Source organism: Faecalibacterium sp. AF28-13AC (assembly GCF_003478405.1).
Classification (GTDB): domain Bacteria; phylum Bacillota; class Clostridia; order Oscillospirales; family Ruminococcaceae; genus Faecalibacterium; species Faecalibacterium prausnitzii_E.
In genome coordinates, this window is record NZ_QUFG01000004.1 from 147249 (window position 1) to 171478 (window position 24230).

At 59.1% G+C, this 24230-nt stretch carries 25 protein-coding genes; 23 read left to right on the forward strand and 2 right to left on the reverse strand.

Annotated elements, in window-relative coordinates; genetic code table 11:
• The first annotated feature begins 66 nt into the window (after positions 1–66).
• From DWY95_RS06835 to DWY95_RS06860, 6 genes are all read left to right on the forward strand, one after another.
• Complete coding sequence (locus DWY95_RS06835) at positions 67–1428, forward strand: uracil-xanthine permease family protein (protein WP_097792291.1); 1362 nt, start codon at positions 67–69, stop codon at positions 1426–1428.
• 140 nt (positions 1429–1568) lie between these two features.
• Positions 1569–2120 (forward strand): ferritin family protein, encoded by a 552-nt coding sequence (locus DWY95_RS06840; protein WP_097792290.1) that lies wholly within the window; start codon positions 1569–1571, stop codon positions 2118–2120.
• A gap of 113 nt (positions 2121–2233) precedes the next feature.
• Positions 2234–2986 (forward strand): heparan-alpha-glucosaminide N-acetyltransferase, encoded by a 753-nt coding sequence (locus tag DWY95_RS06845; RefSeq protein WP_118552894.1) that lies wholly within the window; start codon positions 2234–2236, stop codon positions 2984–2986.
• Positions 2987–3160: 174 nt separating this feature from the next.
• Complete coding sequence (locus DWY95_RS06850; protein ID WP_097792288.1) at positions 3161–3583, forward strand: flavodoxin; 423 nt, start codon at positions 3161–3163, stop codon at positions 3581–3583.
• A 103-nt stretch (positions 3584–3686) separates the two neighbouring features.
• Positions 3687–4046 (forward strand): nitrous oxide-stimulated promoter family protein, encoded by a 360-nt coding sequence (locus tag DWY95_RS06855; protein ID WP_118552895.1) that lies wholly within the window; start codon positions 3687–3689, stop codon positions 4044–4046.
• Between the two features lie 67 nt (positions 4047–4113).
• The gene (locus tag DWY95_RS06860; protein WP_097792286.1) at positions 4114–4272 is read left to right on the forward strand and encodes a DUF1540 domain-containing protein; all 159 of its coding nucleotides are present in this window, start codon (positions 4114–4116) and stop codon (positions 4270–4272) included.
• A 75-nt stretch (positions 4273–4347) separates the two neighbouring features.
• Here DWY95_RS06860 and DWY95_RS06865 read toward each other — a convergent pair whose 3' ends face one another.
• A complete protein-coding gene (locus DWY95_RS06865) occupies positions 4348–4962 on the reverse strand; it encodes an HAD family phosphatase (RefSeq protein ID WP_097792285.1) in 615 nt (204 codons plus the stop codon).
• Positions 4963–5097: 135 nt separating this feature from the next.
• On the opposite strand from DWY95_RS06865, the gene DWY95_RS06870 reads away from it, so the two are divergent.
• From DWY95_RS06870 to DWY95_RS06895, 6 genes are all read left to right on the forward strand, one after another.
• Positions 5098–5391 carry a YlmC/YmxH family sporulation protein gene (locus tag DWY95_RS06870; protein ID WP_097792284.1) on the forward strand — a complete coding sequence of 98 codons (294 nt, stop codon included), beginning with the start codon at positions 5098–5100 and terminating at the stop codon, positions 5389–5391.
• A gap of 148 nt (positions 5392–5539) precedes the next feature.
• A complete protein-coding gene (locus DWY95_RS06875; protein ID WP_118552896.1) occupies positions 5540–7492 on the forward strand; it encodes an LTA synthase family protein in 1953 nt (650 codons plus the stop codon).
• Positions 7493–7692: 200 nt separating this feature from the next.
• Positions 7693–8409: a 30S ribosomal protein S2 gene (gene rpsB, locus DWY95_RS06880; RefSeq protein ID WP_097792282.1), complete on the forward strand. Its 717-nt coding sequence runs from the start codon at positions 7693–7695 to the stop codon at positions 8407–8409.
• A gap of 52 nt (positions 8410–8461) precedes the next feature.
• Positions 8462–9385 (forward strand): translation elongation factor Ts, encoded by a 924-nt coding sequence (gene tsf, locus DWY95_RS06885; protein ID WP_118552897.1) that lies wholly within the window; start codon positions 8462–8464, stop codon positions 9383–9385.
• Positions 9386–9522: 137 nt separating this feature from the next.
• Positions 9523–10068, forward strand: coding sequence for a GNAT family N-acetyltransferase (locus DWY95_RS06890; RefSeq protein ID WP_118552898.1), 546 nt, complete (start codon positions 9523–9525; stop codon positions 10066–10068).
• A complete protein-coding gene (locus DWY95_RS06895) occupies positions 10065–10757 on the forward strand; it encodes an alpha/beta hydrolase (protein WP_118552899.1) in 693 nt (230 codons plus the stop codon). The genes DWY95_RS06890 and DWY95_RS06895 overlap by 4 nt, the downstream gene beginning before the upstream one ends.
• 96 nt (positions 10758–10853) lie before the next feature.
• Here the strand turns inward: DWY95_RS06895 and DWY95_RS06900 are convergent, their stop codons facing one another.
• Positions 10854–12581, reverse strand: a complete 1728-nt coding sequence (locus DWY95_RS06900; RefSeq protein WP_118552900.1) for a carbon starvation CstA family protein — start codon at positions 12579–12581, stop codon at positions 10854–10856.
• A 691-nt stretch (positions 12582–13272) separates the two neighbouring features.
• Here DWY95_RS06900 and DWY95_RS06905 point away from each other — a divergent pair.
• The 11 genes from DWY95_RS06905 (at position 13273) to DWY95_RS06955 (ending at position 24229) form a co-directional block, all read left to right on the forward strand.
• Entirely contained in the window at positions 13273–13590 is a 318-nt protein-coding gene (locus DWY95_RS06905; RefSeq protein WP_097792279.1) for a YerC/YecD family TrpR-related protein, read from the forward strand.
• 62 nt (positions 13591–13652) lie between these two features.
• Positions 13653–13979 carry a hypothetical protein gene (locus tag DWY95_RS06910; protein WP_118552901.1) on the forward strand — a complete coding sequence of 109 codons (327 nt, stop codon included), beginning with the start codon at positions 13653–13655 and terminating at the stop codon, positions 13977–13979.
• Positions 13980–14150: 171 nt separating this feature from the next.
• Positions 14151–14810, forward strand: coding sequence for an HAD-IA family hydrolase (locus DWY95_RS06915; RefSeq protein WP_118552902.1), 660 nt, complete (start codon positions 14151–14153; stop codon positions 14808–14810).
• A gap of 25 nt (positions 14811–14835) precedes the next feature.
• Positions 14836–16737, forward strand: a complete 1902-nt coding sequence (locus DWY95_RS06920) for an SGNH/GDSL hydrolase family protein (RefSeq protein ID WP_243082636.1) — start codon at positions 14836–14838, stop codon at positions 16735–16737.
• A gap of 48 nt (positions 16738–16785) precedes the next feature.
• Positions 16786–17007 carry a hypothetical protein gene (locus DWY95_RS06925; RefSeq protein WP_118552904.1) on the forward strand — a complete coding sequence of 74 codons (222 nt, stop codon included), beginning with the start codon at positions 16786–16788 and terminating at the stop codon, positions 17005–17007.
• A gap of 140 nt (positions 17008–17147) precedes the next feature.
• Complete coding sequence (locus DWY95_RS06930) at positions 17148–17888, forward strand: YjjG family noncanonical pyrimidine nucleotidase (protein ID WP_118552905.1); 741 nt, start codon at positions 17148–17150, stop codon at positions 17886–17888.
• A gap of 49 nt (positions 17889–17937) precedes the next feature.
• The gene (locus DWY95_RS06935; RefSeq protein ID WP_118552906.1) at positions 17938–19833 is read left to right on the forward strand and encodes an ABC-F family ATP-binding cassette domain-containing protein; all 1896 of its coding nucleotides are present in this window, start codon (positions 17938–17940) and stop codon (positions 19831–19833) included.
• Between the two features lie 21 nt (positions 19834–19854).
• A complete protein-coding gene (locus DWY95_RS06940) occupies positions 19855–20391 on the forward strand; it encodes a Gx transporter family protein (protein ID WP_097792272.1) in 537 nt (178 codons plus the stop codon).
• Between the two features lie 12 nt (positions 20392–20403).
• A complete protein-coding gene (lon, locus tag DWY95_RS06945; protein ID WP_097792271.1) occupies positions 20404–22860 on the forward strand; it encodes an endopeptidase La in 2457 nt (818 codons plus the stop codon).
• A 15-nt stretch (positions 22861–22875) separates the two neighbouring features.
• A complete protein-coding gene (gene yihA, locus DWY95_RS06950; protein WP_097792270.1) occupies positions 22876–23472 on the forward strand; it encodes a ribosome biogenesis GTP-binding protein YihA/YsxC in 597 nt (198 codons plus the stop codon).
• Positions 23473–23476: 4 nt separating this feature from the next.
• Positions 23477–24229, forward strand: a complete 753-nt coding sequence (locus DWY95_RS06955; protein ID WP_118552907.1) for a class I SAM-dependent methyltransferase — start codon at positions 23477–23479, stop codon at positions 24227–24229.
• The last annotated feature ends 1 nt before the right edge of the window (position 24230 follow it).

Consider the following 24230-nt stretch of genomic DNA (forward strand, 5'->3'; position numbering starts at 1 on the left):
GCACTGTCGCTTTTTTGCGGCAATGCCTCTTTTTTTGGGAGCAAAACGCGAAAGGAGGACTCTTTTATGAGTGAAAAAATCGACTACTCCAAAGGCATTTACGACGCGCGCCAGCTGGGCACGGGTCGGATGCTGATCCTCGGCGTACAGCACATGTTCGCCATGTTCGGTGCCACGGTGCTGGTGCCGCTGCTGACGGGCCTGAGCGTCTCCACCACGCTGCTCTGCGCAGGTCTGGGCACGCTGCTGTTCCATCTGGTCACCAGAGGCAAGGTCCCGGCTTTCCTTGGCTCGTCGTTTGCCTATCTGGGCGGCTTTTCCATCGTGGCCCCCATGCTGGCAGATGCCAACGGCAACCTGACCGTTGCCAACACGAAGATGCTGCCCTATGCCTGTGCAGGCGTTGCCTTCTCCGGCATCCTGTATCTGGTGGTCAGCCTGCTCATCTCCACCTTCGGCATCCGCCGCATCATGAAGTTTTTCCCGCCGGTGGTCACGGGCCCCATCATCATCTCCATCGGCCTGATCCTGGCTCCCTCTGCCATCACCAATTGTGAGTCGAACTGGCTGCTGGCCTTTGTGGCACTGGGCACGGTCATCGTCTGCAACATCTGGGGCAAGGGCATGGTCAAGATCCTGCCCATCCTCATCGGTGTTCTGGTCTCCTATGCGGTCGCTCTCGTGACCGGCGCCGTGGATTTCCAGGCCATCGCTGCCGCCGACTGGTTCGGCATCCCGCTGCACCAGAACGCCATGGGCTTGTTCGCCATCGACGGCAGCCCGGAGTTCATCAGCGCCCTCTTCACCATCCTGCCCATCGCACTGGCGACCATGATGGAGCACATCGGTGATATCGCCGCCATCAGCGCCACCGTCGGCCACAACTATATCAACGACCCCGGCCTGAACCGCACCCTGATGGGCGACGGTCTTGCGACCGCCATGGCCGGCCTGCTGGGCGGCCCGGCCAACACCACCTACGGCGAGAACACCGGCGTTCTCGCGCTGAGCCGCATCTACGACCCGCTGGTCATCCGCATCGCTGCGGTGCTGGCCATCATCCTGAGCTTCAGCCCCAAGTTTGAGGCAGTCATCAACACCATCCCCACCGGCATCATCGGCGGCATCAGCTTCGTGCTGTACGGCATGATCTCTGCCATCGGTGTCCGCAACGTGGTCGAGAATCGGGTGGACTTCACCAACAGCCGCAACCTGATCGTTGCTGCTGTCATTCTGGTGTCCGCGCTGGGCTTCAACTCGGTGGGCGGCCTGACCTTCATGGTGGGCAGCGTTTCCATCAATCTGTCCGGTCTGGCCATCGCCGCCATCGTCGGCATCCTGCTCAACGCCATCCTGCCCGGCAACGATTATGAGTTCGACGCTGCCGACGGTTCTGATGCTGCCACCAGCGGCAATCTCCAGGTGTAAACAAACTATTAAATAGGAATAATTCTCAAAAATTATCCTTGACTAACCCAGGAATCATTGCTATAATAGGCTCAGAAACCAAGGCCGACCGTACCAGGGGCGGCCAAAAGAATAACTGAGAAATTATGGAGGTCTATCGTATGAAAAAGTATGTCTGCACCGTTTGTGGTTATATCGCTGAAGGCTCCATCCCGGAGCAGTGCCCCGTCTGCAAGGCTCCCGCTTCTGCATTCGTAGAGAAGACCGGCAACACCTATGTGACCGAGCATGTCGTCGGCATCGGCAAGGCTGAGGGCGTCCCCCAGGAGATCGTGGACGGTCTGCGCGCAAACTTCGAGGGTGAGTGCAGCGAAGTCGGCATGTATCTGGCCATGGCCCGCGTCGCAGAGCGCGAGGGCTACCCGGAGATCGCCGAGGCTTACAAGCGCTACGCTTACGAGGAAGCCGACCACGCATCCCGCTTCGCCGAGCTGCTGGGTGAGGTCGTCACCGACAGCACCAAGAAGAACCTGATGATGCGCGCTGAGGCCGAGTGCGGTGCCTGCGCTGGCAAGATGGATCTGGCCAAGAAGGCAAAGGCTCTGAATCTGGACGCCATCCACGACACCGTCCATGAGATGGCGAAGGATGAAGCTCGTCACGGCCGTGGCTTTGAGGGCCTGCTGAAGCGCTATTTCAACACCGAGGTCTGATCCCGTTTTTTCAAAGGCTGCTGTGTGGCTCAGGCTGCACAGCAGCTTTTTTGCTTGACGCACCCGGCGGCAAAGCGTACAATGAGACAAAAAACGAAAAAGGAAGTTTCCTTATGAAATCGTCTTCATCCCGTTACGCGCTGCTGGACGAGCTGCGCGGGCTTGACCTCATCAGCATGATGCTCTACCATGGCATGTGGGATGCCGTGTATCTGTTCGGGGTCGTGGTGCCGTGGTATTCCGCCGGGCAGGGGCGGCTGTGGCAGCAATCCATCTGCTGGGTGTTCATCCTGCTGTCCGGCTTCTGTCTGCCGCTGGGGCATCATCCGCTCAAACGCGGCGCGGCGGTCTTTGGTGCCGGAGTGCTGGTCACAGCGGTGACGCTGCTGTTCATGCCGGAAGATGTGGTCTGGTTTGGGGTGCTGACCCTGCTGGGCTCGGCCATGCTCCTGACGGGCCTTGTGCAGAAGTGGCTGCAAAAGATCCCGCCGACGGTGGGGCTGGCGGTCAGTTTGATCCTGTTCGCGCTGACCTATCACACGATGGATGGCTATTGGGGGCTTGGCCCGCTTCGCTGTGCGCTGCCGCAGGGGCTGTATGCCAACTACCTCACGGCATACCTCGGCTTTTATCCGGTCTCCTTTTACTCCTCCGATTACTTCCCGCTGCTGCCGTGGCTGTTTTTATTCTGGGCGGGGTACTATCTGCATCCTCTTGTCGGCCGCAAACGGATGGAGCCGCTGCGCCGGTCGGTCTGCCCGCCGCTGGGCTGGCTGGGGCGGCACTCGCTGGTGCTGTATCTGCTCCATCAGCCGGTCATTTTCGGTGTGCTGACGCTGGTGTTCACCGTTCCGCAGCTGCTTTGAGCAGGGGAGTGGAAAAAACTGCAAAAGAGCCTTGACAACCCTGCCGCATTGTGGTATCCTATCTGTGGTTAGAGAAACCTAACCAGGAAAATGCGCGTCCGTTTCGGATGGCGCATTTTCCTGGTGATAAAAGTTAGAATATACTAACCTAAATTGAAAGAGAGGTTCTTCATTATGAGCAAAGTAGCAATCGTATTCTGGAGCGCGACCGGCAACACCGAGACCATGGCAAACTGCATCGCTGAGGGGGCAGGTGCTGCCGCCACCATCGTTCCCTGCGGCGAGATGAATGCTGCCAAGCTGGGCGAATATGACGTCGTGGCATTCGGCTGCCCCGCAATGGGCGCTGAGCAGCTGGAGGAGAGCGAGTTCGAGCCGATGTTCGCTTCTCTGGAAGGTTCCCTGAACGGCAAGAAGGTCGCGCTGTTCGGCTCCTACGGCTGGGGCGACGGCCAGTGGATGCGCGATTGGTGCGAGCGTGTCAAGGAGGACGGCGCGGTCCTGTTCAGCGAAGAGGGCCTCATCTGCAACGAGACGCCCGACGACGATGTCCAGGCTGCCTGCCGCAAGCTGGGCGCTGACCTGGCTGCATGGTAAGCCTTTTCTCTTGACAAAATGAGTTTGTCTTGATAAACTAACCGACAGAGAACCGAACGACACCGGCTTTCTGCCGGTTTTTTTGTTGTATCTGGAGGAACGCATGAAACAGACTACCCCGAAAGACCTTGCGAAAAAGCGCACGGAGGAACAACTTCTGGTGAGCGAGATGATCGCGCTCTACTGCCGCAGGCAGCACCGCACCCCCAAAGGCTCGCTCTGCCCGGAATGTCAGGAGCTTCGCGATTATGCGCTGGCCCGCATCGACCATTGCCCGTTCATGGAGACGAAGACCTTCTGTTCGGCCTGCAAAGTCCACTGCTACAAGCCTGCCATGCGGGAGCAGATCCGCACTGTCATGCGCTGGGCCGGGCCGCGGATGCTGCCGGTGCACCCCGTTCTCTCCATCCGGCATGTGATCGTGACCATCCGGGCCAAACGCAAGGCCGGGGCAGAGAAGTGACCGGTGTATAAATCTCACGGAATGGGGGCATCCTAGAAGCATCCCAGATTCAAAGAGGTGAGAACGAATGGAAAATACCGGTGTTGTCTGCGATGTCTGCAAGTGCCGCCACAATGTGGAGAGCTGCAAGTGTGACCTGCCGCAGATCAAGGTGACGGAGCACTGCTCCTGCACCACCCAGCAGATCGAGACCCCGCACTTCTGCCAGAATTACGAAGCCAAGTAACTTCTACGCGCAGAAAACCGCCCGGTTCCGTGCCGAAAACAGCATGGAACCGGGCGGTTTGTGTTTTGGTGCGGCTCAGCGCAGGGCCACGCCGCAGGTGGCAAGGCTGCGCACCAGTGTGCCGACGCTCTCCTTCATCTGGATGCCGGCAAAGCCCAGCCGGAAGGCCGCCTGCACATTGTCCAGCCGGTCGTCGATGAAGACGCTCTCCTGCGCCTTGAGGTGGTATTTTTCCAGCAGCGCCTTGTAGATGCGGGGGTCCGGCTTGTTGATGTGGACCTCGCAGGAGGCTACGCCGCCGTCGAACAGGCCCTTCATGTCCCGGTTCATCAGCAGGTCGAGCACATCTTCCGGAATATTGCTCAGGTAATAAACGCAGTAGCCGTGGGCTTTCAGCTTCTGCACCAGCTCCTGCATCCGGCGGCGGGGGCGCAGGATGTGCATCCAGTCATCCAGAACGCCCTGCACCTCAAAGGCGCAGCCCTGTTCTCTGGCTTTGGCCAACATCCGCTGGTTGGCCTCGAACCGGGTGATGAGCCCGGCGTCCAGCAGCTTCCACTCTTCGCTGTCAAAGGTCAGGGCGCTGACCTGCTCCTCCACATCGGCGTTGCAGAAACGGTCCACCAGATACTCCTTGGGGTCAAAATCGACCATGACGCCGCCGAAATCAAACACGATATTTTTATACATCGACACATACCTCGATCTGAATGGGTGAGTTTTCCAATTGGTCGCTGCACTCAGTATAACACAAGGGACCGGTCTGCATCAAGCGCCGCTCTGCCGCATACAGTAAAAGAGAACATACAGCGGGGAGGGGAGCCGATGACATTCCGGGAGCTTTGCGCCAAAGAGGTCGTGCAGCTGTCCAATGGGGCCTGCCTGGGCAGGGCCGATGATCTGGAACTTGACCCGCAGACCGCGCAGGTCCGGAGCCTGCTTTTGCTGGGCCGGCCGCATCTGTTCGGGCTGCTGGGGCGGGACGAGACGCTGACCATCCCCTGGGAGGAGATCGACAAGATCGGGCTGGATGCCGTTCTGGTGCGCACAGAACTGCCTTTGCCGGAGCAAAAAAGTGCTTCGTTCTGGCAAAAGCTGCGCCGCTGGTTGGATGGATGAAAGTTTTTCATCTGTTTTTCTGGAATTGGGGTTTGATTTTACAGAAAACAGGATTATAATAGGGAACCGTGGGCCATGATTTGTGCTCGCAAACTCAAAGATCATCGCCCCATGGGGGCGCTCAGGAAGTGAAAGGAACGGTTCTTGTATGAATAAACGCGCATCCCGCACTCCGGCCTGGCTCCATACGCTGCGGCTGGCTTTCCCGCCGGTCGTCACGCTGGTGCTTGTGGTGCTCACGGAGTGGATCGCCCGCGGCAGTCTGACCGTGGACACTCTGACCCAATACATTTTTCCCCACGCCGAAGCCTATCTTCTGGCGTGGGTGCTGCTTTTCCTCATCTGGCTGATGGTGGACTGGCTGACCCGGTTCGCGCCGCTGGCGACCCTGATCGCGGCCATTCTCGGCTGTGTCCCGGCGGCGGTGGATTTCTACACGCTGCAGCTGCGCGGTGAGCCGTTTCTCCCGTGGGATCTGGCGCAGGTCTCGGAAGCGGCGGGCGTTGCTTCCGCTGCCGGGATCCATATCCAGACCAGCATGGTGGTCTCCATCGTTATCATTCTGCTGCTGCTCGTGGCCAGTTTCTTCCTCTACCGCGGGCGGAAAAAGCTGAACTGGAAGCCCCGCGTGTTGGGCGCTGCGGCCAGCGCTGCGGCCGTCTGCGGCCTGCTTTTCGGTGTCTTCCTGCAGCCCGCAGTCACCCAGGCCATCGGCATTCTGCCCGACGCCTGGATGCAGGACCGCTATTATCGCTACTACGGTGTCACCACCAGTTTTCTGACCAACCTCACCAATCTGGAGATCTCGAAACCGGACGACTACTCGGAAGATGCCGTGAACGAGATTTTGGACGACACCGCCGCAGCCGGGAACTACCAGACGGCACCGCTCTACCCGGCGTCTTATGGGGCGGTCACGCCAGCCGGGGAGACCGAACAGAGCCCCACCATTATCTACGTGATGGACGAGTCCTACTGGGATGTCTCGGAGCTGGAGCAGTATGGCTTTGCGTTCGACACGGATGTTTCCGCCAACCTCCATCGCCTGCAGGAGACCAGCGCTTCCGGCCGGGCTTACAGCCCCAGCTTCGGCGGCGGCACCTGCGATGTGGAGTTTGAGGCGCTGACCGGCTATTCCGTCTCCTATCTGCCCAACGGCAGCAAGCCCTATCAGCAGCATGTGACCCGGCCCATGTTCTCTCTGCCGAATTACCTCAAGACGCAGGGCTATCAGACCGCCGCCGTCCACTGCTTCTGGGCCAAATACTGGAGCCGCGACACGGCCTATCCGAATCTGGGTCTGGACACCTTCCTCAGTCTGGAAAAGATGACCCATGTCAACAAGGTGCGCAGGCACTACTGGACCTCCGGCCTTGTTACGGACGACTCCATGGCCGACCAGATCATCCAGCAGTACGAGAGCATGAAGGCCTCGTCCGATGCGCCGGTCTTCCTCCATGCCGTCACGATGCAGAATCACACCAATTATAATAAGGACAACTACCCCGACGACCAGCGCGTCAAGGTGCTGAACGCTCCGTCCGGCATCAGCCGGAGCACACTGGGGGCGCTCGAAGATTTTGCCACCGGCATCCGGGATGCCGACGCCATGCTGGGCCGCCTGACCGACTACTTCTCTCAGGTGGACGAGCCGGTCATCCTCGTGTTCTGGGGCGACCATTACAACCCCATTGATTCCAACTACGACGTCTTCACCAAGAGCGGCTATGCCAGCGATTCCAGCGCCGACCCCCGCCTCCACCAGACGACCCTGCTCATGTGGTCGAACTATTCGCAGCAGCCTGTGGACCTTGGCACCATCGCCGCCTACGACATTTCGCCGGTCATGATGAACATCTACGGCCTGAAGCAGCCGCTCTATTTCCAGTATCTGAACCGCCAGCTGCAGGTGGCGTACCGCACGAACACCCGCGGCACCGTCATGAACCGGGACGGCACCACCACCCAGGAGCCTACTGCATTGCAGCAGCAGTGGAGCGCCAACCACTGGCTGCTCCAATACGACCTGATGTTCGGCAAGGGCTATGCCCTCAGCCGGATGGGGATGGAGGGCCTGGAAGCGGCACCGACCGGCAAATAAGAGAAAACTGCAAAATCTTTTTGTAAAAAACACCGAAAAGCTCTTGAATCCGCGTCCTTTTTGTGCTATTATAATTCAGCATTACACACGCATCACTATGCCCTTTTGTGCCCATCCGGGTGGAGGGCAGTCAGGCCCGTCCGATACGGTGCCCTGATCACGGTGTGCGGAGGCAAAACAATATCTGGAGGTATTTTACTATGGCAGTCGTTTCTATGAAGCAGCTTCTCGAAGCAGGTGTGCACTTCGGTCACCAGACCCGTCGCTGGAACCCCAAGATGGCGAAGTATATCTTCACCGAGCGCAACGGCATCTATATCATCGATCTGCAGAAGACCGTGAAGAAGCTGGATGAGGCTTACAACTACGTGAAGGAAGTTGCAGCTGAGGGCGGCGACATCCTGTTCGTCGGCACCAAGAAGCAGGCTCAGGAGTCCATCCGTGATGAGGCTCTGCGCTGCGGCATGCACTATGTCAATGCTCGCTGGCTGGGCGGTATGCTGACCAACTTCCGCACCATCCGCAAGCGTATCGACCGCATGGATCAGCTGGCTAAGATGCAGGAGAACGGCACCTTCGAGCTGCTGCCCAAGAAGGAAGTGGCAAAGCTGGAGCTGGAGATGGAGAAGCTGGACAAGTACCTGGGCGGCGTCAAGAACATGAAGACCCTGCCGAAGGCCATGTTCATCGTCGATCCTCACAAGGAGCGCATCGCTGTTGCTGAGGCCCGCAAGCTGAACATCCCCATCGTTGCAATCGTCGATACCAACTGCAACCCCGATGAGATCGATTACGTGATCCCCGGCAACGACGACGCGATCCGCGCTGTCAAGCTGATCGCCGGTGCAATGGCCGACGCTGTTCTGGAAGGCAAGCAGGGCAACCAGGAAGCTCCCGCTGAGGAAGCAAACGCCTGATTTTTCCGTATTCCGAACAAACCCGTTTAGTAACGTGTAAGGGAGAATAAAAATGGCTATTACTGCAAAAGACGTTATGGAGCTGCGCAAGCAGACCGACTGCGGCATGATGGAGTGCAAGAAGGCTCTGACCGAGGCTGACGGCAACTTCGAGAAGGCAATCGAGATCCTGCGTGAGCGTGGTCTGGCTACCGCTGCAAAGAAGGCAAGCCGTACCGCTGCTGAGGGCATGGTCTACGCGGATTACTGCCCGCAGTGCAAGGTCGGTGTTGTCATCGAAGTCAACGCTGAGACCGACTTCGTTGCCAAGAACGACAAGTTCGTTGCTTTCGTCAAGGAGGCAACTCAGGTCATCATGAAGCAGAACCCTGCTGACGTTGAGGCTCTGATGGCTTGCAAGACCGAGTCCGGCGAGACCGTGGACGAGGCTCTGAAGAACCTGATCCTGGTCATCAAGGAGAACATCAAGGTCCGTCGTTTCGTCCGTTACGAGGGCGTCTGCTCTGCTTACGTCCACGGCGGCGGCACCCACGGCATCCTGGTCAACTTCGAGACCACCAACGACATCGACGCAAAGGACGAGTTCGTTGCTTACGGCAAGGACATCGCCATGCAGGTCGCTGCTGCAAACCCCAGCTATGTGGACGAGGCTTCTGTCCCTGCTGAGGTCGTGGCCAAGGAGAAGGAGATCATGCTTGCTCAGATGGCTGGCGATCCGAAGACCGCCAACAAGCCGGATGCAGTCAAGCAGAAGATGATCGAGGGCAAGATCAAGAAGTTCTTCAAGGAGAACTGCCTGGTCGATCAGGAGTTCGTCAAGGACAGCGACCTGTCTGTTGCTCAGTACACCGCTAAGGTCGCTAAGGACCTGGGCGGCGACATCAAGATCGTCAAGTTCACCCGCTTCCAGAAGGGCGAGGGCCTGGAGAAGCGCGCTGACGACTTCGCTGCTGAAGTCGCAAGCATGGTGAAGTAATTCAAGCTTCCAGGCTGAAAATGGGAGCCGCAGTGCCTGTCACAGGGTGCTGCGGCTCCTTTTTTGCGTTCCGGGGTTGTAAAACCTGACCGAAGATGTTATGATGGACCCATTCCAAACAGAAAGAAGTGCTGACCATGAAGATTGTCCCGTGTGCGTTCCAACTGCCCAACGGAGAAATGCTGACGGTGCGCAGTCTGTGCGCAGACGACGCCGAAGCGCTCAACGCATTCCGCCTTGCAACCTACCGCGAAACCCATTTTATGGCGCGTTATCCAGAGGATGGAGCGAGTCTGGAAGCAATGCAAAAGGGGCTGGCAGGCTCTGAAGCCAGCGCGCTGAATTGTGAGGTCGGTGCTTTTGCCGGAGAAAAGCTGGTGGGGGAGTTTGGTGTGGCACAGGTGCGGCCGCACATCAAGTATCGCCATCGTGCAGTCATGGGGATCTCTGTGTTGAAAGAAGCCTGGGGCTGTGGTCTGGGCAGCTTTCTGATGCAGTTGGCCGTGGCCCAGGCAAAAGCCAACGGCTTTGAACAGCTGGAGCTGGGTGTGTACAGCGATAATCCCCGCGCCATCCACCTTTATGAAAAGTTTGGCTTTGAACGCTGCGGCACCATGCCCCATGCCTTCAAGCTCAAGGATGGAACTTACCGCGACGAGATCATGATGGTGAAGATGCTATGAAAACAGAACGCATTACCCTGAAGGGCATCCCCGCGCTCCTCATCGGCGAGCCTTCCCACAAGGTGTATCTCTACGTCCACGGAAAAATGGGCAGCAAGGAGGAAGCTCTTGCATTTGCAGAGCAGGCCTGCCCGGCAGGTTATCAGGTGCTGGCCATCGATCTGCCCGAACATGGCGAGCGGAAGAACGGCCCCGAACGGCTCCTGCCATGGGTTGTTACCCCGGAGCTGCAATTTATGGATCAGTATGCAAGGGTGCACTGGCGGCAGGTTTCGCTGCGGGCCACGAGCATCGGTGCGTGGTTCTCCATGCTGGCGTTACAGGAGAAAGCACTGCGCCGCGCGCTCTTCGTTTCGCCCATCGTGGATATGGAAGACCTCATCGGCAGGATGATGCAGCAGGCCAACGTGACCGAAGAGCAGCTGAAGGCGGCAGGGGAGATCCCCACAACTTTCGGGGAGACGCTTTCGTGGCCGTATCTCTGCTGGGTGCGGGAGCATCCGCTCCGCTGGCGCACCCCCACGCAGGTGCTCTATGGCGAAGCCGACGAGCTGACTTCCTATGCTGTGCTCGACCGCTTCAAGCGCGCGACCGGGGCACAGCTGACCCTTCTGGCCGACGGGGAGCACTGGTTCCACACCGAGACGCAGCTGGCCGTGCTGCAGGCCTGGGAAGGTGCGCATCTATAAGCGCAGAAAAACAGAGATCCCCGCTGACGGGTTCGATGACGTCAGCGGGGATCTCTTTCTGTTTTTACGAACGAATCGTGAAAACCGCAGTTGTTTTTAGACCTTTGCTTCGCTGTTGTGCTCGGCGTTGGAGTAAGCCTTGAAGGAGTGGAAGACGATGTTCAGGCCCAGAACGATCAGCAGGACAGCCAGGATCAGCTGCAGGCCGTTGGCGATGAACACAGCGCCCCAGGTGGTCTCACCAGCAGGAATGCCCACCGAAGCGGCTGCGCTGATGGCCTTGACCATCGCGATCAGACGCTGGACCAGCGCGGTGAAGGTGACGCACAGCATGATGACCAGCGGGGGGAAGAGCATCTTGTTGTTGCGGCCGGTGACCTTCAGGAAGACGCACAGGGTGGCCAGAACCAGAGCGCTCAGCAGCTGGTTGGCGGAACCGAACAGCGGCCAGATGTTGGCGTAGCCGATCTTGGTCAGGATGAAGCCGAACACCAGCGTGATGAAGGTGGAGAAGTAGACGTTGCAGAACAGCTTGCGCCAGCCCTCTGCATGCTCCATGTCATCGACGCTGAACAGCTCCTGGAAGCTCATGCGGCCGATACGTGCAACGGCATCCAGGCTGGTCAGAGCCAGAGCAGAAACGCACATGGTCATGAAGACGGTAGCAGCGTAGGCGGGGATGCCGAACATCTCAAAGAAACCGGCAACGCCGCGGCTGAAGATCTGGAACGGGGTGCCTGCAGCGGGGGTGCCGTCCGCAGCGGCAGCAGCGCCTGCAACACACAGGGCCAGAACAGCCAGCAGGCTTTCGAGGATCATGGCACCATAGCCGACTTTCAGCATATCCTTTTCGTTCTCCACGGTCTTGGAAGAAGTGCCGGAAGAGACCAGGCTGTGGAAACCGGAAACGGCACCGCAGGCCACGGTGACGAACAGGATGGGGAACATGGTGCCCAGCTTCTCATTGGTGAAACCGGTGAAAACGGGCAGGTTCATGGTGGGGTGTGCGACCAGCAGGCCGACCACAGCACCTACGATCATGGCCACGAACATGAAGGTGGTCATGTGGTCACGGGGCTGCTTCAGCAGCCACATGGGCAGGACGGCTGCAAAGAAGATGTAGATGAAGGTGATGTAGCTCCATGCAGCCTTGCCCAGGATGATGGGAAGGTTTGCACCGATCACGAAAGACAGAACGATGAAGACGATGCTGATGACGCTCTCCTTCCAGCCGGAGAAGTTGAACTTCTTCTGGATCAGGCCGAAGACGACGGCGAACACCATGAACATGATGGAGACCATGCCGGCAGCACCGTTGGTCTGTGCGGCCTCGACCAGAGCACCGTCGGTGCCAAAGGCATTGAAGGTACCGGCGACCATGTCAGCAAACGCTGCGATGACGATGCCGCAGAACAGCCAGCAGAACAGCAGGAACAGCTTGCGGCCGGTCTTGCCGATGTACTTCTCAATCAGCATACCCATGGACTTGCCGTCGTTCTTGACGGAAGCATACAGCGCGCCGAAGTCGGTCACAGCACCAAAGAAGATGCCACCGATCAGGACCCACAGCAGAACGGGCAACCAGCCGAATGCGGCAGCCTGGATGGCACCGGTGACAGGGCCGGCACCTGCGATGGAGCTGAACTGATGGGCAAAAACGGTCCAGCCGTTGGTGGGGACGTAGTCGCGGCCGTCCTCGTGGACGACTGCGGGGGTCTTAGCCTTGGGGTCGATGCCCCACTTGTTTGCCAGCCAGCGTCCATAGAAGGTGTAAGCTCCTAACAGACACACGGCTGCAATCAAAACGATGACCAGCGTGTTCATTTCTTTTACCTCTTTCCTTTCTTTCCAAACGGCAAAACGGCCAGGGTCCATCTGACGGCTGCACTCAAAAACCACAAGCGGCCGGGCGGCAAGGGATGAAAAAAGCCCCCATCTTCGTTCTGGATGCAGACCGCATCCACCCGAAGACGAAGGCCTGACAACCGGTCTCCCGGCTGCAATTCTCCGCGGTACCACTTCGCTTGCTGCTTTTGAGGGCAGCCACTTTCTGCCTGCTCCGGGAGAACCCCCACCGGAGCGGGACGCCCTGTAACGGGGGCGGATCGGCCAGGTGCTACTGTTCGGTTCGCACCGGCTGCTCGCAGGGGATAACCTTTCTCTCTTTGCTGCCGTCTTACACCAAAACCGACAGCTCTCTGGGAGCAGGTGTGGGAAAAGGTCTTGTCCTGTTCACTGCATTTGCCGAATGATTGTGTATACTTTAGTCCCGATTTCATAATTTGTCAATATATTTTGGGCAAGTTAGGAGGATGTGCCAATTCGGGAAAAATGCTGGCAAAAATTTTTAGGTGATTTTTGTTCATGTGTGAAGAGAAGAAAACTATGCACGTTGAAATATGAAAATCACTCACGTTGTAAAAAGACTTGACTTTCACGCTTTCGTGTGCTAAAGTGATAATACAAACTCATAAAATCTTCCAAATACCCGGCGCTTGCCGCAAAGGAGGCCGCTATGGCTGAGAAAAACCCCAGAAAGAACCCGACCACGGACGCACTGTTCGATGCGATCCTGAGCCTTGAAACACGGGAAGAATGCTACAATTTCTTTGAGGACCTGTGCACCGTAAAGGAGATCTCCGATATGGCGCAGCGCCTGGAAGCGGCCAAGCTGCTTTTGGGTGGCAGCACCTATGACCAGATCGTCAAAGCCGTGGAGATCAGCACGGCCACCATCAGCCGGATCAACCGCTGCATCCAGTACGGCTCCGGCGGCTACCGCGACGTCATCGAAAAAGTCTCTGCGAAGGAAGCAGCCGATTCCGCCGAGTGACACAGGCAGCGGCCCGGACATACAATGGGGCATACCTTATATAAGAAAGGATGACCCGATTTATGATCACGGAAACCAACTGCACGCCTACGCTGGAATGCCCCGCACTGCCCCGCGTCACCCTCGACCAGGCCGTCATCGACCTGCTGGAGAGCATTGCGCTGCAGGAGTCTGCCCTCAGCCACATCCTCTGCGCGGAGAGCCAGAAGATGAAGACCGCGATGGCCTTGGAGGAAGTAGACCTGTGCAAGCTGCTGGAGATCAACGACTCGGCCACCAACATGGTCCATGCCGTAGCCAATCTGGAACTGGCACTCAAAGATAAGCTGGAATTTATCTCCAACAATCTCTATTACCCCTCGACGGAAAACACCACCACCGCGCAATAACCGGCGGTTGCCCCTGCCTGCCCGCACTTTGCCGGGCAGGCTTTTTGTGTTTGTGGCTATTCTATGAACAATCTAGCCAAAAGATGAAAAAACGTTTTGTGCGGAATTGCTGAATACAGAAAACTGTGCTATACTATACACTGTATATGTGTGAAAGAGAGGAAATGAACCTTGCAGCACTATGACGTGATCTTATTCGACGTGGACGGAACGCTCATTGATTCCGCACCCGGCATCCTGAATACACTGGAAGAGGTCTTCCGCAAAATGAACGTAGATATCACCGGTGTGAACCTGCGCCGCTACCTCGGCCCGCCGCTGCGCAAGACGTTCGCAGAGCACTTCACCGACCCGGCCAAGGTCGAGGAAGCCGCTAGGCTTTACCGTGCCAGCTATGCCGTCAAGGGCAGCCACGAGTGCCGCGTGTTCCCCGGTGCGGCAGAGATGCTCCACCGCCTGAAGGAAGCGGGCTTTGTACTCTGCACGGCGACCTCCAAGCCCACTCAGGTGGTGACGCCCATTCTCAAGGAGCAGGGCCTTGCCCCATACTTCGATTTCATCGGCGGTGCCTCCATGGACGAGAGCCGCGATACCAAGACCGAGGTCGTCCGCTATGTGCTGGAGCAGCCCTGCGTCAAGGGCAAACGGGTCCTGATGGTCGGGGACCGCAACGACGATATGCGCGGTGCGGCAGACTGCGGTCTGGACGCTGCCGGTGCGCTGTACGGCTATGGCAGCCGGGATGAGCTGGAACCGTTCCACCCGGTCTTTCTGGCCGAGAGCTGCGCCGCCCTCGCGGACGCCCTTGTGAACGCCTGGCCGGACCGCTGATTGAGAATAAAAATGGTGAATCATTATGAATCGTAGGACACAATCGGACAAGCAATCTATGACTCCTTTGCAGCGGCAGGCTGTTCTGGTCTGCGTTGTGTGTGCGCTGGCGGCGCTGCTGACCATCGGCATCACTCTGACCCTGCTCAGGCGGGGCAAAGTGGACGCCCCGAATGTACCCGATGCAGACTCCGTCTCCTCGGAAACGCCCGCGGACGGCGAAGATCTGGCAGAGCACTATCAGATCGACAATTCATCGGCTTCTCTGCTGGCAGAAACGGCCGATGCGGGGCAGTCCTACCAGGACGAGACCCTCTTCATCGGCGACTCCAACACGGTGCGCCTGTACAACAACGGCCTGATCTCCCTGCAGCAGTTCTGCGCCAAGGAGGGCATCGGCACACAGGTGGCCCTGAACGAGGGCATCGTCACCTTTAAGAAGGACAGCAATGCCTATCCCATTGCCCAGGCTGTCGCCATGATGAAGCCCCGCCGCGTGGTCATCACCCTCGGCACCAACGACAACGGCATGGAAGTGGCCGACTTTATCGCGAATTATACCGCTCTGGTCCAGGCCATCCAGGCCAGCTATCCCTATACCGATATCATCGTCAACACCATCCCACCCATCCCGGCGGATCACTCGACCTACCCTCACATGGATCAGGCCAGGATCGACGATATGAACATGGCACTGCTCAATCTGTGCGAGCAGCTGGGCCTCAAGTTTCTGAACACCGCCGAGATCCTCAAGGGGGAGGATGGCTACGGCAAGCCGGACTACTACACAAACGGCGACATCCACCTGAAGAGTGCGGGCCTCAAGGCAGCGCTGAGCTATCTGCGCACCCACGCCTACACCACCGATGACCGCCGTCCGGATACCGCCAACATCCCGACCCGCACACTGGAGTATGTTTCCAACCCCAGTTCTGCGGTCCAGGCTCCCAGCTCGGAGTCTGCCAGCGAGAGCGCCAGCAGTTCCACCGCTGAGCCTGTTCACTATGAAGCGCACTATCGGGTCGAAAAGAAGGGCGGCGGTACGCTGACCTCCGGCGGTGAGTCCGACAAGACCTCCCTGAGCTACACCGTGACCGATGCGTCCCAGACCATCAGCGTGACGGCAGTTCCCGCCGAGGGCTATGTTTTCGTCAAGTGGAGCGACGGTGTCACCACCCGCACCCGCACCGACGACAAGTTCCAGCAGAACATTGACGTCACGGCCGTGTTTGCCGCAGTGTCCGTCGAGATCTCCAACGAGGGCAAGGGCCTGTTCGGCAGCTCCTATATCTTCAAAGCAAAGCTCGGCGGCAAGTATGCCAACAGCGACAATCTCCGCTGGTACGCCAACGGCGAAGAGGTCAAGGCCGCTGCAGGCCATACGACCGTGACCGTTCCGGTCTCCTCCGTGGCCGTCGGCAGCTATAAGATCTACGCCGTCGTCACCTACAACGACTGCACCGTGAAGAGCAACACGCTGACCTTGACCGTCAACAGCGAATCGTCCAGTTCGAGCACGTCGAGCAGCAGTTCGTCTTCCAGCTCTTCGAGTTCGGGCGGCTCGTCTTCGTCCGGAGCCTCCTCCGGCAGTACATCCGGTTCTTCCGCTTCGTCCAAAGAAGAAGCCGCCTCTTCCGGCAGCTCCAGTTCGTCCCACAGCACCTCCGGCAGCAGTTCGGAGCACTCCTCCAGCTCTGCTTCCAGTGCATCGGCGTCCACGAGCGAGTCGAAAGCCGAGTCCAAGGCAGAGTCGGCCAGCGCTTCTCAGAGTGAGTCGAAGAGCGAATCAAAGAGTGAGTCCAAAGAGGAAAGCGCTTCTTCCCACAGCGAATCGAAGACCGAAGTTTCGGAAAGCAAGGCTGAGAACGATCTGTCCGCTTCCAGCGAGACGAGCGCAGCGAACACCGAGGCCGCAGCAAGCCGCTGACACTTTTCCACTTCGCTGCATAGGCTGTTCCGAAGGGAGCGTGAGTGGATGTTCTATGAGGAGATCCGTGTTCCGGGGCTTCCCGGTGAGGAAGATGTGACCGACGGCAGTGTGGACTGGTACGAGATGGACTGGGAGAATGTGGACAATGGCGTTTTGGAATCCGAGATGCCCAAATGCCCGGAAACACCCTGTTCCGCCGCTTCCCGCTGCGAAGATAACACCCCGGAACAAACCGACGATGAAACGTATGAAATAGTCGAAGAATAAGGCGAAGCCAGCTCTGCCGGGGCGGGGCTGGCTTCTCGCTGTTCTTACGATCCGGCAAATCCGGCGATCCGGAAGCGACCGGCTCCGGCTGGGGAGGACAAGCTCCCCGGAACATGCAACAAGAGAGGGGAAACTGAACCATGGCAAAATACTATTGCATCCTGTTCGATGCAGACAATACGCTGCTGGATTTTGATGCAGCCGAAAGCAAGGCGCTGGCCGATACGCTCCGCAACTACGGCATCGAGCCGGATGCGGAGACGGTGCAGACCTACCGCACCATCAATGGGGAGCTGTGGCGTCAGCTGGAAAAAGGCCAGATCCGCCGCGACAAGCTGATGGCGGAGCGCTTCACCCGCTTCCTGAAGGCCGTGAATGCCGCAGGCAGCGGTGCCGAGATGAATCAATATTATCTCGACCAGCTCTCCACCCACCCGGACCTCGCCGCGCCCAATGTGCTGGACGTGATGAAGGAGCTGGCCGAGGTGGCAACGCTGGCCGTTGTGACAAACGGCTTCGACCGGGTGCAGTCCCGCCGTGTGGCCGAGTCCGGCCTGAAGGAGTTCGTCGAGGAGGTCTTTGTCTCCGAGAAACTCGACAGCGAAAAGCCGAACCGCAAGATCTTTGACACGGCGCTCCGTTCGCTGGGGGTGGAGAACCGCGAGCGTGTCCTGATGGTGGGCGACAGCCTCACCAGCGACATCCAGGGCGGCATCAACGCCGGGCTGGATACCTGCTGGTACAACCCGAACCACGCTGAAAATCCGGGCAAGGTCTGCCCGACCTACGAGATCTCGAATCTCGAAGAGCTGTATCAGCTGGTCATGGAGCCAGAAGAGCTGGCCAATGTCGGGCTGAAGAACCGCCGCCATCAGCTCTAAGCTCCTGCGCTGTGCGGCAAGTGGGAACAAAAAGATTGGATGAACAACAATGCTGATACATTTGGAAAAACTGGGCAAGAGCTTCGGCGAGAAGATCGTCCTGCATGATGTCACGGCCAGCGTCGAGCGGGAGGACCGCATCGGCATCGTGGGCCAGAACGGTGCAGGCAAGACCACCCTTCTGAAGATCCTGACCGGGGAATATACCGACTATGAGGGCGAGTTCAGTGTGACCCATGGCGTCACCCTTGGGTATCTGGAACAGAACGCGAAGCTGGACCCCACGCTGGATATCTACGGCGAGATGCGCTCCTGCTTCGCCCATGTGCTGGATGCCATGGCACAGATGCAGATCCTGGAGCGCCGGATGGCGGCTTCGCCGGAGGATGCCTCTCTGCTGGAGCAGCACGATGCACTGCAGAACATCATCGACGCAGCCGATGGATATAATATGGACGTCAACATCAAAAAGGTGTTGTCCGGCATGGGTTTCGCACAGGATACCTGGACCAAGAACATCGCAGTCCTGTCCGGCGGCGAGCTGACCCGCCTGCGGCTGGCAAAGCTGCTGCTGCAAAAGCCGGACGTCCTCATTCTGGACGAGCCCACCAACCACCTCGATTTTGCGACGATGGAATGGCTGGAAACCTACCTCAAGGGCTATTCCGGAGCGGTCCTCGTCGTCAGCCATGACCGCTACTTCCTCGATAACGTCTGTACGAAGATCTGGGAAGTTTCGTTCCAGACCATGACGACCTACAAGGGCAATTTCTCGGCCTATCTGCCCCAGAAGGAAGCCGCCGATGCCCTGCGCCAGAAGCAGCACGACGCCGATGTGGCACTGGCCGAAAAATTGCAGGACTACGTGGACCGCAATCTGGTCCGCGCTTCCACGACCAAAATGGCCCAGAGCCGCCGCAAACAGCTGGAAAAGCTGGAGATCACCGAGGCCCCAAAAGATGAGACGAACCAGCTCAAATTCCGCTTTGAATACGACGTGGAGCCGTGGAACGAGCTGGTGCTGATGAAGAATCTGACCATCCGCATCGGGGAGCGCACCCTGCTGGAGCCTTTCACCTACACAGTCTGCCGCGGGCAGCGGCTCGTCATCGCAGGCCCCAACGGTGCCGGCAAATCGACCCTGATGCAGGTGCTGGACGGCAAGCGCCGCCCCTCCGGCGGCATGGTCCGGCTGGGTACCGGTGCCCGGCCCAGCATCTTTGCCCAGCAGCAGAACCGCCTGGGGCAGGGCAGGGTCATAGACGTCATCTGGAACAAATACCCCCGGATGACGGAGCTGGAAGTCCGCAGCCATCTGGCCAAGCTGGGCTTCCGGGGCGAGACGGTCTTCAAACCCTGCGAGGCGCTATCCGGCGGCGAGCTGGCCCGCCTGCGCTTTGCCGAGATCGTGCTGGAACGCCCGAACCTGCTCTTCCTGGACGAGCCGACGAACCATCTGGATATCTACACCCGCGAGAACCTGACCGAGGCGCTGATGGCCTATACCGGGACGCTGCTCATGGTCACCCACGACCGGCACCTGATGAACAGCCTCGGATGCCCCATCCTCTATCTGGAGGACGGCAAGGCGACGCTCTACCCCAGCTACGATGCCCTGATGGGCCGCAGCGCGCCCGCCGCCGCGCAGCCGGCCAAAGCCTCCGAGCCTGCCAGGGCCGGTTACGGCAAGGAGCAGCGCCGCCGCCGCGCCGAGCTGCGGGCTAAGATCAAGGCCTGTGAGGACGAGATGGAAGCCTGCGGTGCCCGCGAAGTCGAGCTTGACAACGAGATCAACTCGCCGGAAGTCTATAACGACCCGCAGCTGCTGCGGGAAAAAAGCGATGAGCTTGCCGATCTGCGCTTCCATCAGGAAGAACTGTTCGCCGCCTGGGAAAAGGCCATGGAGGAACAGGAGCAGTACGAGCAGAGCAGCACCGAAGAATGATCACCCGAAGGAGGCCGTTTCATGCCGAACCACCGCCGCAACGATTCCAAGACCCACAGCATCGCCCTTTCAGGGCTGCTGTTTGCGCTGGCCATGGCGCTCTCATTCGTTGAGGGCACACTGGTGCTTCCCGGCCTTTTGCCGGGCATGAAGCTGGGGCTGGCGAATATTGTGGTGATGTACGCATTGTTCTTTATGGGGCCGAAGCAGGCGCTCGTGCTGGATCTCCTGAAAGCGCTGTTCGTCTTTCTGGTCTCCGGCTGGACGGCGGGGTTCCTCTCGCTGTGCGGCGGTCTGCTCTCGCTGCTGGTGATGTGGCTGCTGTATTACCACGCACCGGTGCGTCCCACCTGGTACATCCTCTCGGTATGCGGTGCGCTGTTCCACAACATCGGTCAGCTTCTGGGTGCCAGTGTGATCTTATCCTCGGCGGTCTCCCTCTATTATGCGCCGGTGATGCTGGTGCTCGGCCTCGTGATGGGCGCACTGACGTCCATCACGCTCCGGGCGCTGCTGCCGGCTCTGGGCCGCCTGGGCTACAATATAAAAGAAAAATAAGAGGTTTTGCATATGTCTGAAAAAGTCACGGTCCGGGTGGAGCGGAACATCCTCCATCTGCCCGCCATCGCTCTGCGGGGGCTTGTCGTCTTTCCCAACAACCTGCTTCATTTTGAGGTGGGCCGCGAAAAGAGCATTGCCGCTGTGGAGTGGGCGGTCAGCAATCACTCCAACGTTTTCCTGATCGCACAAAAGGATATGAAGGCCGACGACCCCGGTGCCGACGGCCTGTACAATTACGGCGTCGTGGCCGAGATCAAGCAAGTCATGCGGGTGTCGGACGACCTCGTCCGCATCCTGGTGGAGGGCAAATACCGCGCCCGGCTCACCGAGATGGACACCGACGGCAGCTTCCTGCTGGCTTCGGTCCGCCCCACGCCGGTGCGCCCCGTCAAGCCCGACGAGGAGGCCGAGGCCGACGCGCTGCTCCGCAACGTGAAGAAGAGCTTTGACGAGCTGCTGAGCCTGAACCCCCGCATCGGCAAGGATGTGGTGTTCGCGGTCAACTCCAACAACGACCCGGCGTTTCTCTGCGAGTATATCCCGGCCAACCTCCTGTTCCGCTTTGAGGATAAGCAGGCCGTGCTGGAAGAGGGAACGCTTCTGGGCCGTCTGCGCCTGCTCGTGGAGCGGATGCACCGCGAGCGCCGGATGCTGGAGATCGACAAGGAGATCGCGCAGAAGGTCGATGAAGCCATGGACAAGAATCAGCGCGACTACTACCTGCACGAGCAGATGCACATGATCAGCGAGGAACTGGGCGAGGACGATGACACCACCGCCGAAGCCGAGGAATACCGCCGCAAGATCACGGCCCTGCACCTCGACGCCGAGCGGGAGAAGAAGCTCCTCAAGGAAGTGGACCGTCTGGCCAAAATGCAGAGCAGCAACCAGGAGGGGACGGTCATCCGCACCTATCTGGATACCTGCCTGGAACTGCCATGGAACACCTTCACTGAGGACGACCTCGACATCGCCAAGGCACAGCACATCCTGGACCGCGACCACTACGGCCTGAAAAAGGTCAAAGACCGCATCCTCGAAGTGCTGGCGGTCCGCAAGCTGGCCCCGGACGTCAAGGGTCAGATTATCTGCCTGGTCGGCCCTCCGGGTGTCGGCAAGACCAGCATCGCGCGTTCCATCGCCGAGAGCCTGGGCCGCAAGTATGTCCGCCTGAGCCTGGGCGGTGTGCGGGATGAGGCCGAGATCCGCGGCCACCGCCGCACCTATATCGGTGCCATGCCCGGCAAGATCATCAGCGCGATGATCACCGCAAAAAGCTCCAACCCCTTGATGCTCCTCGACGAGATCGACAAGCTGGCAGGCGATTTCCGGGGCGACCCTGCGGCCGCTCTGCTCGAAGCTCTGGACCCGGAGCAGAACGCCACCTTCAACGATCACTTCATCGACATGCCGTTCGATCTGAGCCATGTGCTCTTTATCACCACGGCCAATGACCTGAGTGCCATCCCCGGCCCGCTGCGCGACCGGATGGACGTCATCGAGCTGCCCAGCTATACCCGCGTGGAAAAGTACAACATCGCCCGCAAGCATCTGGTGCCCAAGCAGCTCAAGGCCTGCGGTCTGGCCGGCAAAGTCACCTTCTCTCAGAGCGCTCTGTACGGCATCATCGACGGCTATGTCCGCGAGGCCGGCGTCCGCAATCTGGAACGCACCATCACCAGTGTGCTGCGCAAATGCGCCCGCAAGATCGCATCCGGTGAGGTGGAGAGCTTCTCCGTGACCGGCTCCAATCTGGAAGAGCTTCTGGGCCCCAAAATGGTCAAGCCCGATTTCCTCAACCGCACCAACGCCATCGGCATCGCCAACGGTCTGGCCTGGACTAGCATCGGCGGCGAGACCCTGCCCATTGAGGTGCAGGTCATGGACAACGGCAGCGGCAAGATCACCGTCACCGGTTCGCTCGGCGACGTGATGAAGGAGAGCGCGCAGCTGGCCGTGACCTACGTCCGCGTCCACGCCAATGAATACGGCATCGACCCGGAGCGGCTGAAGAAGTGTGACCTGCACATCCACGCCCCCGAAGGGGCCGTGCCCAAGGACGGCCCCTCTGCCGGTGTCACCCTGACCACGGCGCTGGTGTCCTGCCTGTCCGGCATTCCGGTGCGCGGCGATGTCGCCATGACCGGCGAGATCACCCTGCACGGCAATGTGCTGCCCATCGGCGGCCTGCGCGAGAAGAGCATGGCCGCATACCGCGAGGGGATGAAGACCGTCCTCATCCCGAAGGACAATGTCTCCGACCTGTACGAGGTGGACGACGAGGTCAAGAAGAACATCCAGTTCCTGCCCATGTCCAACCTGGCGCAGGTGCTCAACGCCGCGCTGCTCAAACCCAAGACCGTTTCCGCCCGCCACTCGCACCCCGGCAAAAAAGCCAAGAAGCCTGCGGACGCTGCAGCCATCCCGCAGACGACCGAGCAGCCCAAGCCGGGTGCCGTCTGCTGAAAAAGGAGTGCAGCTATGAACTACAACAAAGCGGATTTTATCGCCAGCTATGGCATTTCCAGCCAGCTGCCGGACAGTGACCGCCCGGAGCTGAGCTTCTCCGGCCGCTCCAACGTGGGCAAGTCCAGCCTCATCAACAAGCTGTGCAACCGCAAAAACCTGGCCCGTGTGTCCAGCACACCGGGCAAAACGGCCACCATCAATTTCTATTCGGTGGACGACTGCTATTTTGTGGACCTGCCCGGCTATGGCTATGCCAAGGTCAGCAACGCCGACCGCGAGCGCTGGGACGACCTCATCAACAGCTACTTCGAGGCACCCCGCCACCACACCCTGCTGGTGCAGCTCATCGACTGCCGCCACGCCCCCAGTGCAGACGATCTGCAGATGCTGAAGTATCTGCACTACCATGAGATCCCGTTCATCGTGGCGCTGACCAAGGCAGACAAGCTCAAAAAGAGCCAGCTGGCCAAGACGCAGGCGGAGTTCGAAACGCTCTGCCTGCCCTACGGCTGCCGGAAGGTCGTGCTGACCAGCGGCGAAAATGGCTACGGCATCCCGGAGCTGCAGGCCGTTCTGAACGAGGCCGTCGCCGAAGAGGATGCGGAGTAACGCCATGGCTTACAATGAATTTGCCTACTTCTACGATGAATTCAACGGGGAAGCCGACTACGATGCCCTCTATGCCCATATCCACAAGGAGCTGACCGCCCACGGTATCGCAGACGGCATCCTGGCAGACCTGGGCTGCGGCACGGGTGAGTTGACCCTGATGCTGACCCAGGCGGGCTATGATATGATCGGCATCGACCAGTCGGAGGAGATGCTCTGCGTCGTGCGGGACAAAGCCGAACAGCTGGGCCTTTCGGGCAGGCTGCTGCTGTTGCAGCAGGACCTGCTCAAGCTCGACCTCTACGGCACCATCCGGGGTGCTGTGTCCACCTTCGATACCTTCAACCATATCCCGGACCTCGACACGGCCATTGCCAACGCCGGGTTCTTTATGGAAGAGGGTGGCGTCTTCCTTTTTGATATGAACACCCCGTACAAGCACCAGCAGGTGCTGGGGGAGAACGCCTTCACCTTTGAGGAAGAGGACGCAAGCTGTGTCTGGCGCAACCATTACAGCGCCGAGGACCGCCGGGTGGAGATCACCGTGGACATCGACTACCGGGAGACCGGGGAGCATTTCCACGAGCAGTTCTACGAATACACTTACGACCTCGCTGCCATCCGTGCGGCGCTGGAGCGGCACGGCTTTGTGCTGGAAAGCGTCTGTGACGGCGAGACGTTCGGGCAGCTGACCGAGGAAAGCGAACGCTATTTCTTCTGCGCTGTCAAGCAGTATACTCAATTGGAGGAACAATAAT

Coding starts and splice junctions, on each gene's coding strand:
- DWY95_RS06835 (WP_097792291.1), top strand. CDS start 67: ATGAGTGAAAAAATCGACTACTCCAAAGGCATTTACGACGCGCGCCAG.
- DWY95_RS06840 (WP_097792290.1), top strand. CDS start 1,569: ATGAAAAAGTATGTCTGCACCGTTTGTGGTTATATCGCTGAAGGCTCC.
- DWY95_RS06845 (WP_118552894.1), top strand. CDS start 2,234: ATGAAATCGTCTTCATCCCGTTACGCGCTGCTGGACGAGCTGCGCGGG.
- DWY95_RS06850 (WP_097792288.1), top strand. CDS start 3,161: ATGAGCAAAGTAGCAATCGTATTCTGGAGCGCGACCGGCAACACCGAG.
- DWY95_RS06855 (WP_118552895.1), top strand. CDS start 3,687: ATGAAACAGACTACCCCGAAAGACCTTGCGAAAAAGCGCACGGAGGAA.
- DWY95_RS06860 (WP_097792286.1), top strand. CDS start 4,114: ATGGAAAATACCGGTGTTGTCTGCGATGTCTGCAAGTGCCGCCACAAT.
- DWY95_RS06865 (WP_097792285.1), bottom strand. CDS start 4,962: ATGTATAAAAATATCGTGTTTGATTTCGGCGGCGTCATGGTCGATTTT.
- DWY95_RS06870 (WP_097792284.1), top strand. CDS start 5,098: ATGACATTCCGGGAGCTTTGCGCCAAAGAGGTCGTGCAGCTGTCCAAT.
- DWY95_RS06875 (WP_118552896.1), top strand. CDS start 5,540: ATGAATAAACGCGCATCCCGCACTCCGGCCTGGCTCCATACGCTGCGG.
- rpsB (WP_097792282.1), top strand. CDS start 7,693: ATGGCAGTCGTTTCTATGAAGCAGCTTCTCGAAGCAGGTGTGCACTTC.
- tsf (WP_118552897.1), top strand. CDS start 8,462: ATGGCTATTACTGCAAAAGACGTTATGGAGCTGCGCAAGCAGACCGAC.
- DWY95_RS06890 (WP_118552898.1), top strand. CDS start 9,523: ATGAAGATTGTCCCGTGTGCGTTCCAACTGCCCAACGGAGAAATGCTG.
- DWY95_RS06895 (WP_118552899.1), top strand. CDS start 10,065: ATGAAAACAGAACGCATTACCCTGAAGGGCATCCCCGCGCTCCTCATC.
- DWY95_RS06900 (WP_118552900.1), bottom strand. CDS start 12,581: ATGAACACGCTGGTCATCGTTTTGATTGCAGCCGTGTGTCTGTTAGGA.
- DWY95_RS06905 (WP_097792279.1), top strand. CDS start 13,273: ATGGCTGAGAAAAACCCCAGAAAGAACCCGACCACGGACGCACTGTTC.
- DWY95_RS06910 (WP_118552901.1), top strand. CDS start 13,653: ATGATCACGGAAACCAACTGCACGCCTACGCTGGAATGCCCCGCACTG.
- DWY95_RS06920 (WP_243082636.1), top strand. CDS start 14,836: ATGAATCGTAGGACACAATCGGACAAGCAATCTATGACTCCTTTGCAG.
- DWY95_RS06925 (WP_118552904.1), top strand. CDS start 16,786: ATGTTCTATGAGGAGATCCGTGTTCCGGGGCTTCCCGGTGAGGAAGAT.
- DWY95_RS06930 (WP_118552905.1), top strand. CDS start 17,148: ATGGCAAAATACTATTGCATCCTGTTCGATGCAGACAATACGCTGCTG.
- DWY95_RS06935 (WP_118552906.1), top strand. CDS start 17,938: ATGCTGATACATTTGGAAAAACTGGGCAAGAGCTTCGGCGAGAAGATC.
- DWY95_RS06940 (WP_097792272.1), top strand. CDS start 19,855: ATGCCGAACCACCGCCGCAACGATTCCAAGACCCACAGCATCGCCCTT.
- lon (WP_097792271.1), top strand. CDS start 20,404: ATGTCTGAAAAAGTCACGGTCCGGGTGGAGCGGAACATCCTCCATCTG.
- yihA (WP_097792270.1), top strand. CDS start 22,876: ATGAACTACAACAAAGCGGATTTTATCGCCAGCTATGGCATTTCCAGC.
- DWY95_RS06955 (WP_118552907.1), top strand. CDS start 23,477: ATGGCTTACAATGAATTTGCCTACTTCTACGATGAATTCAACGGGGAA.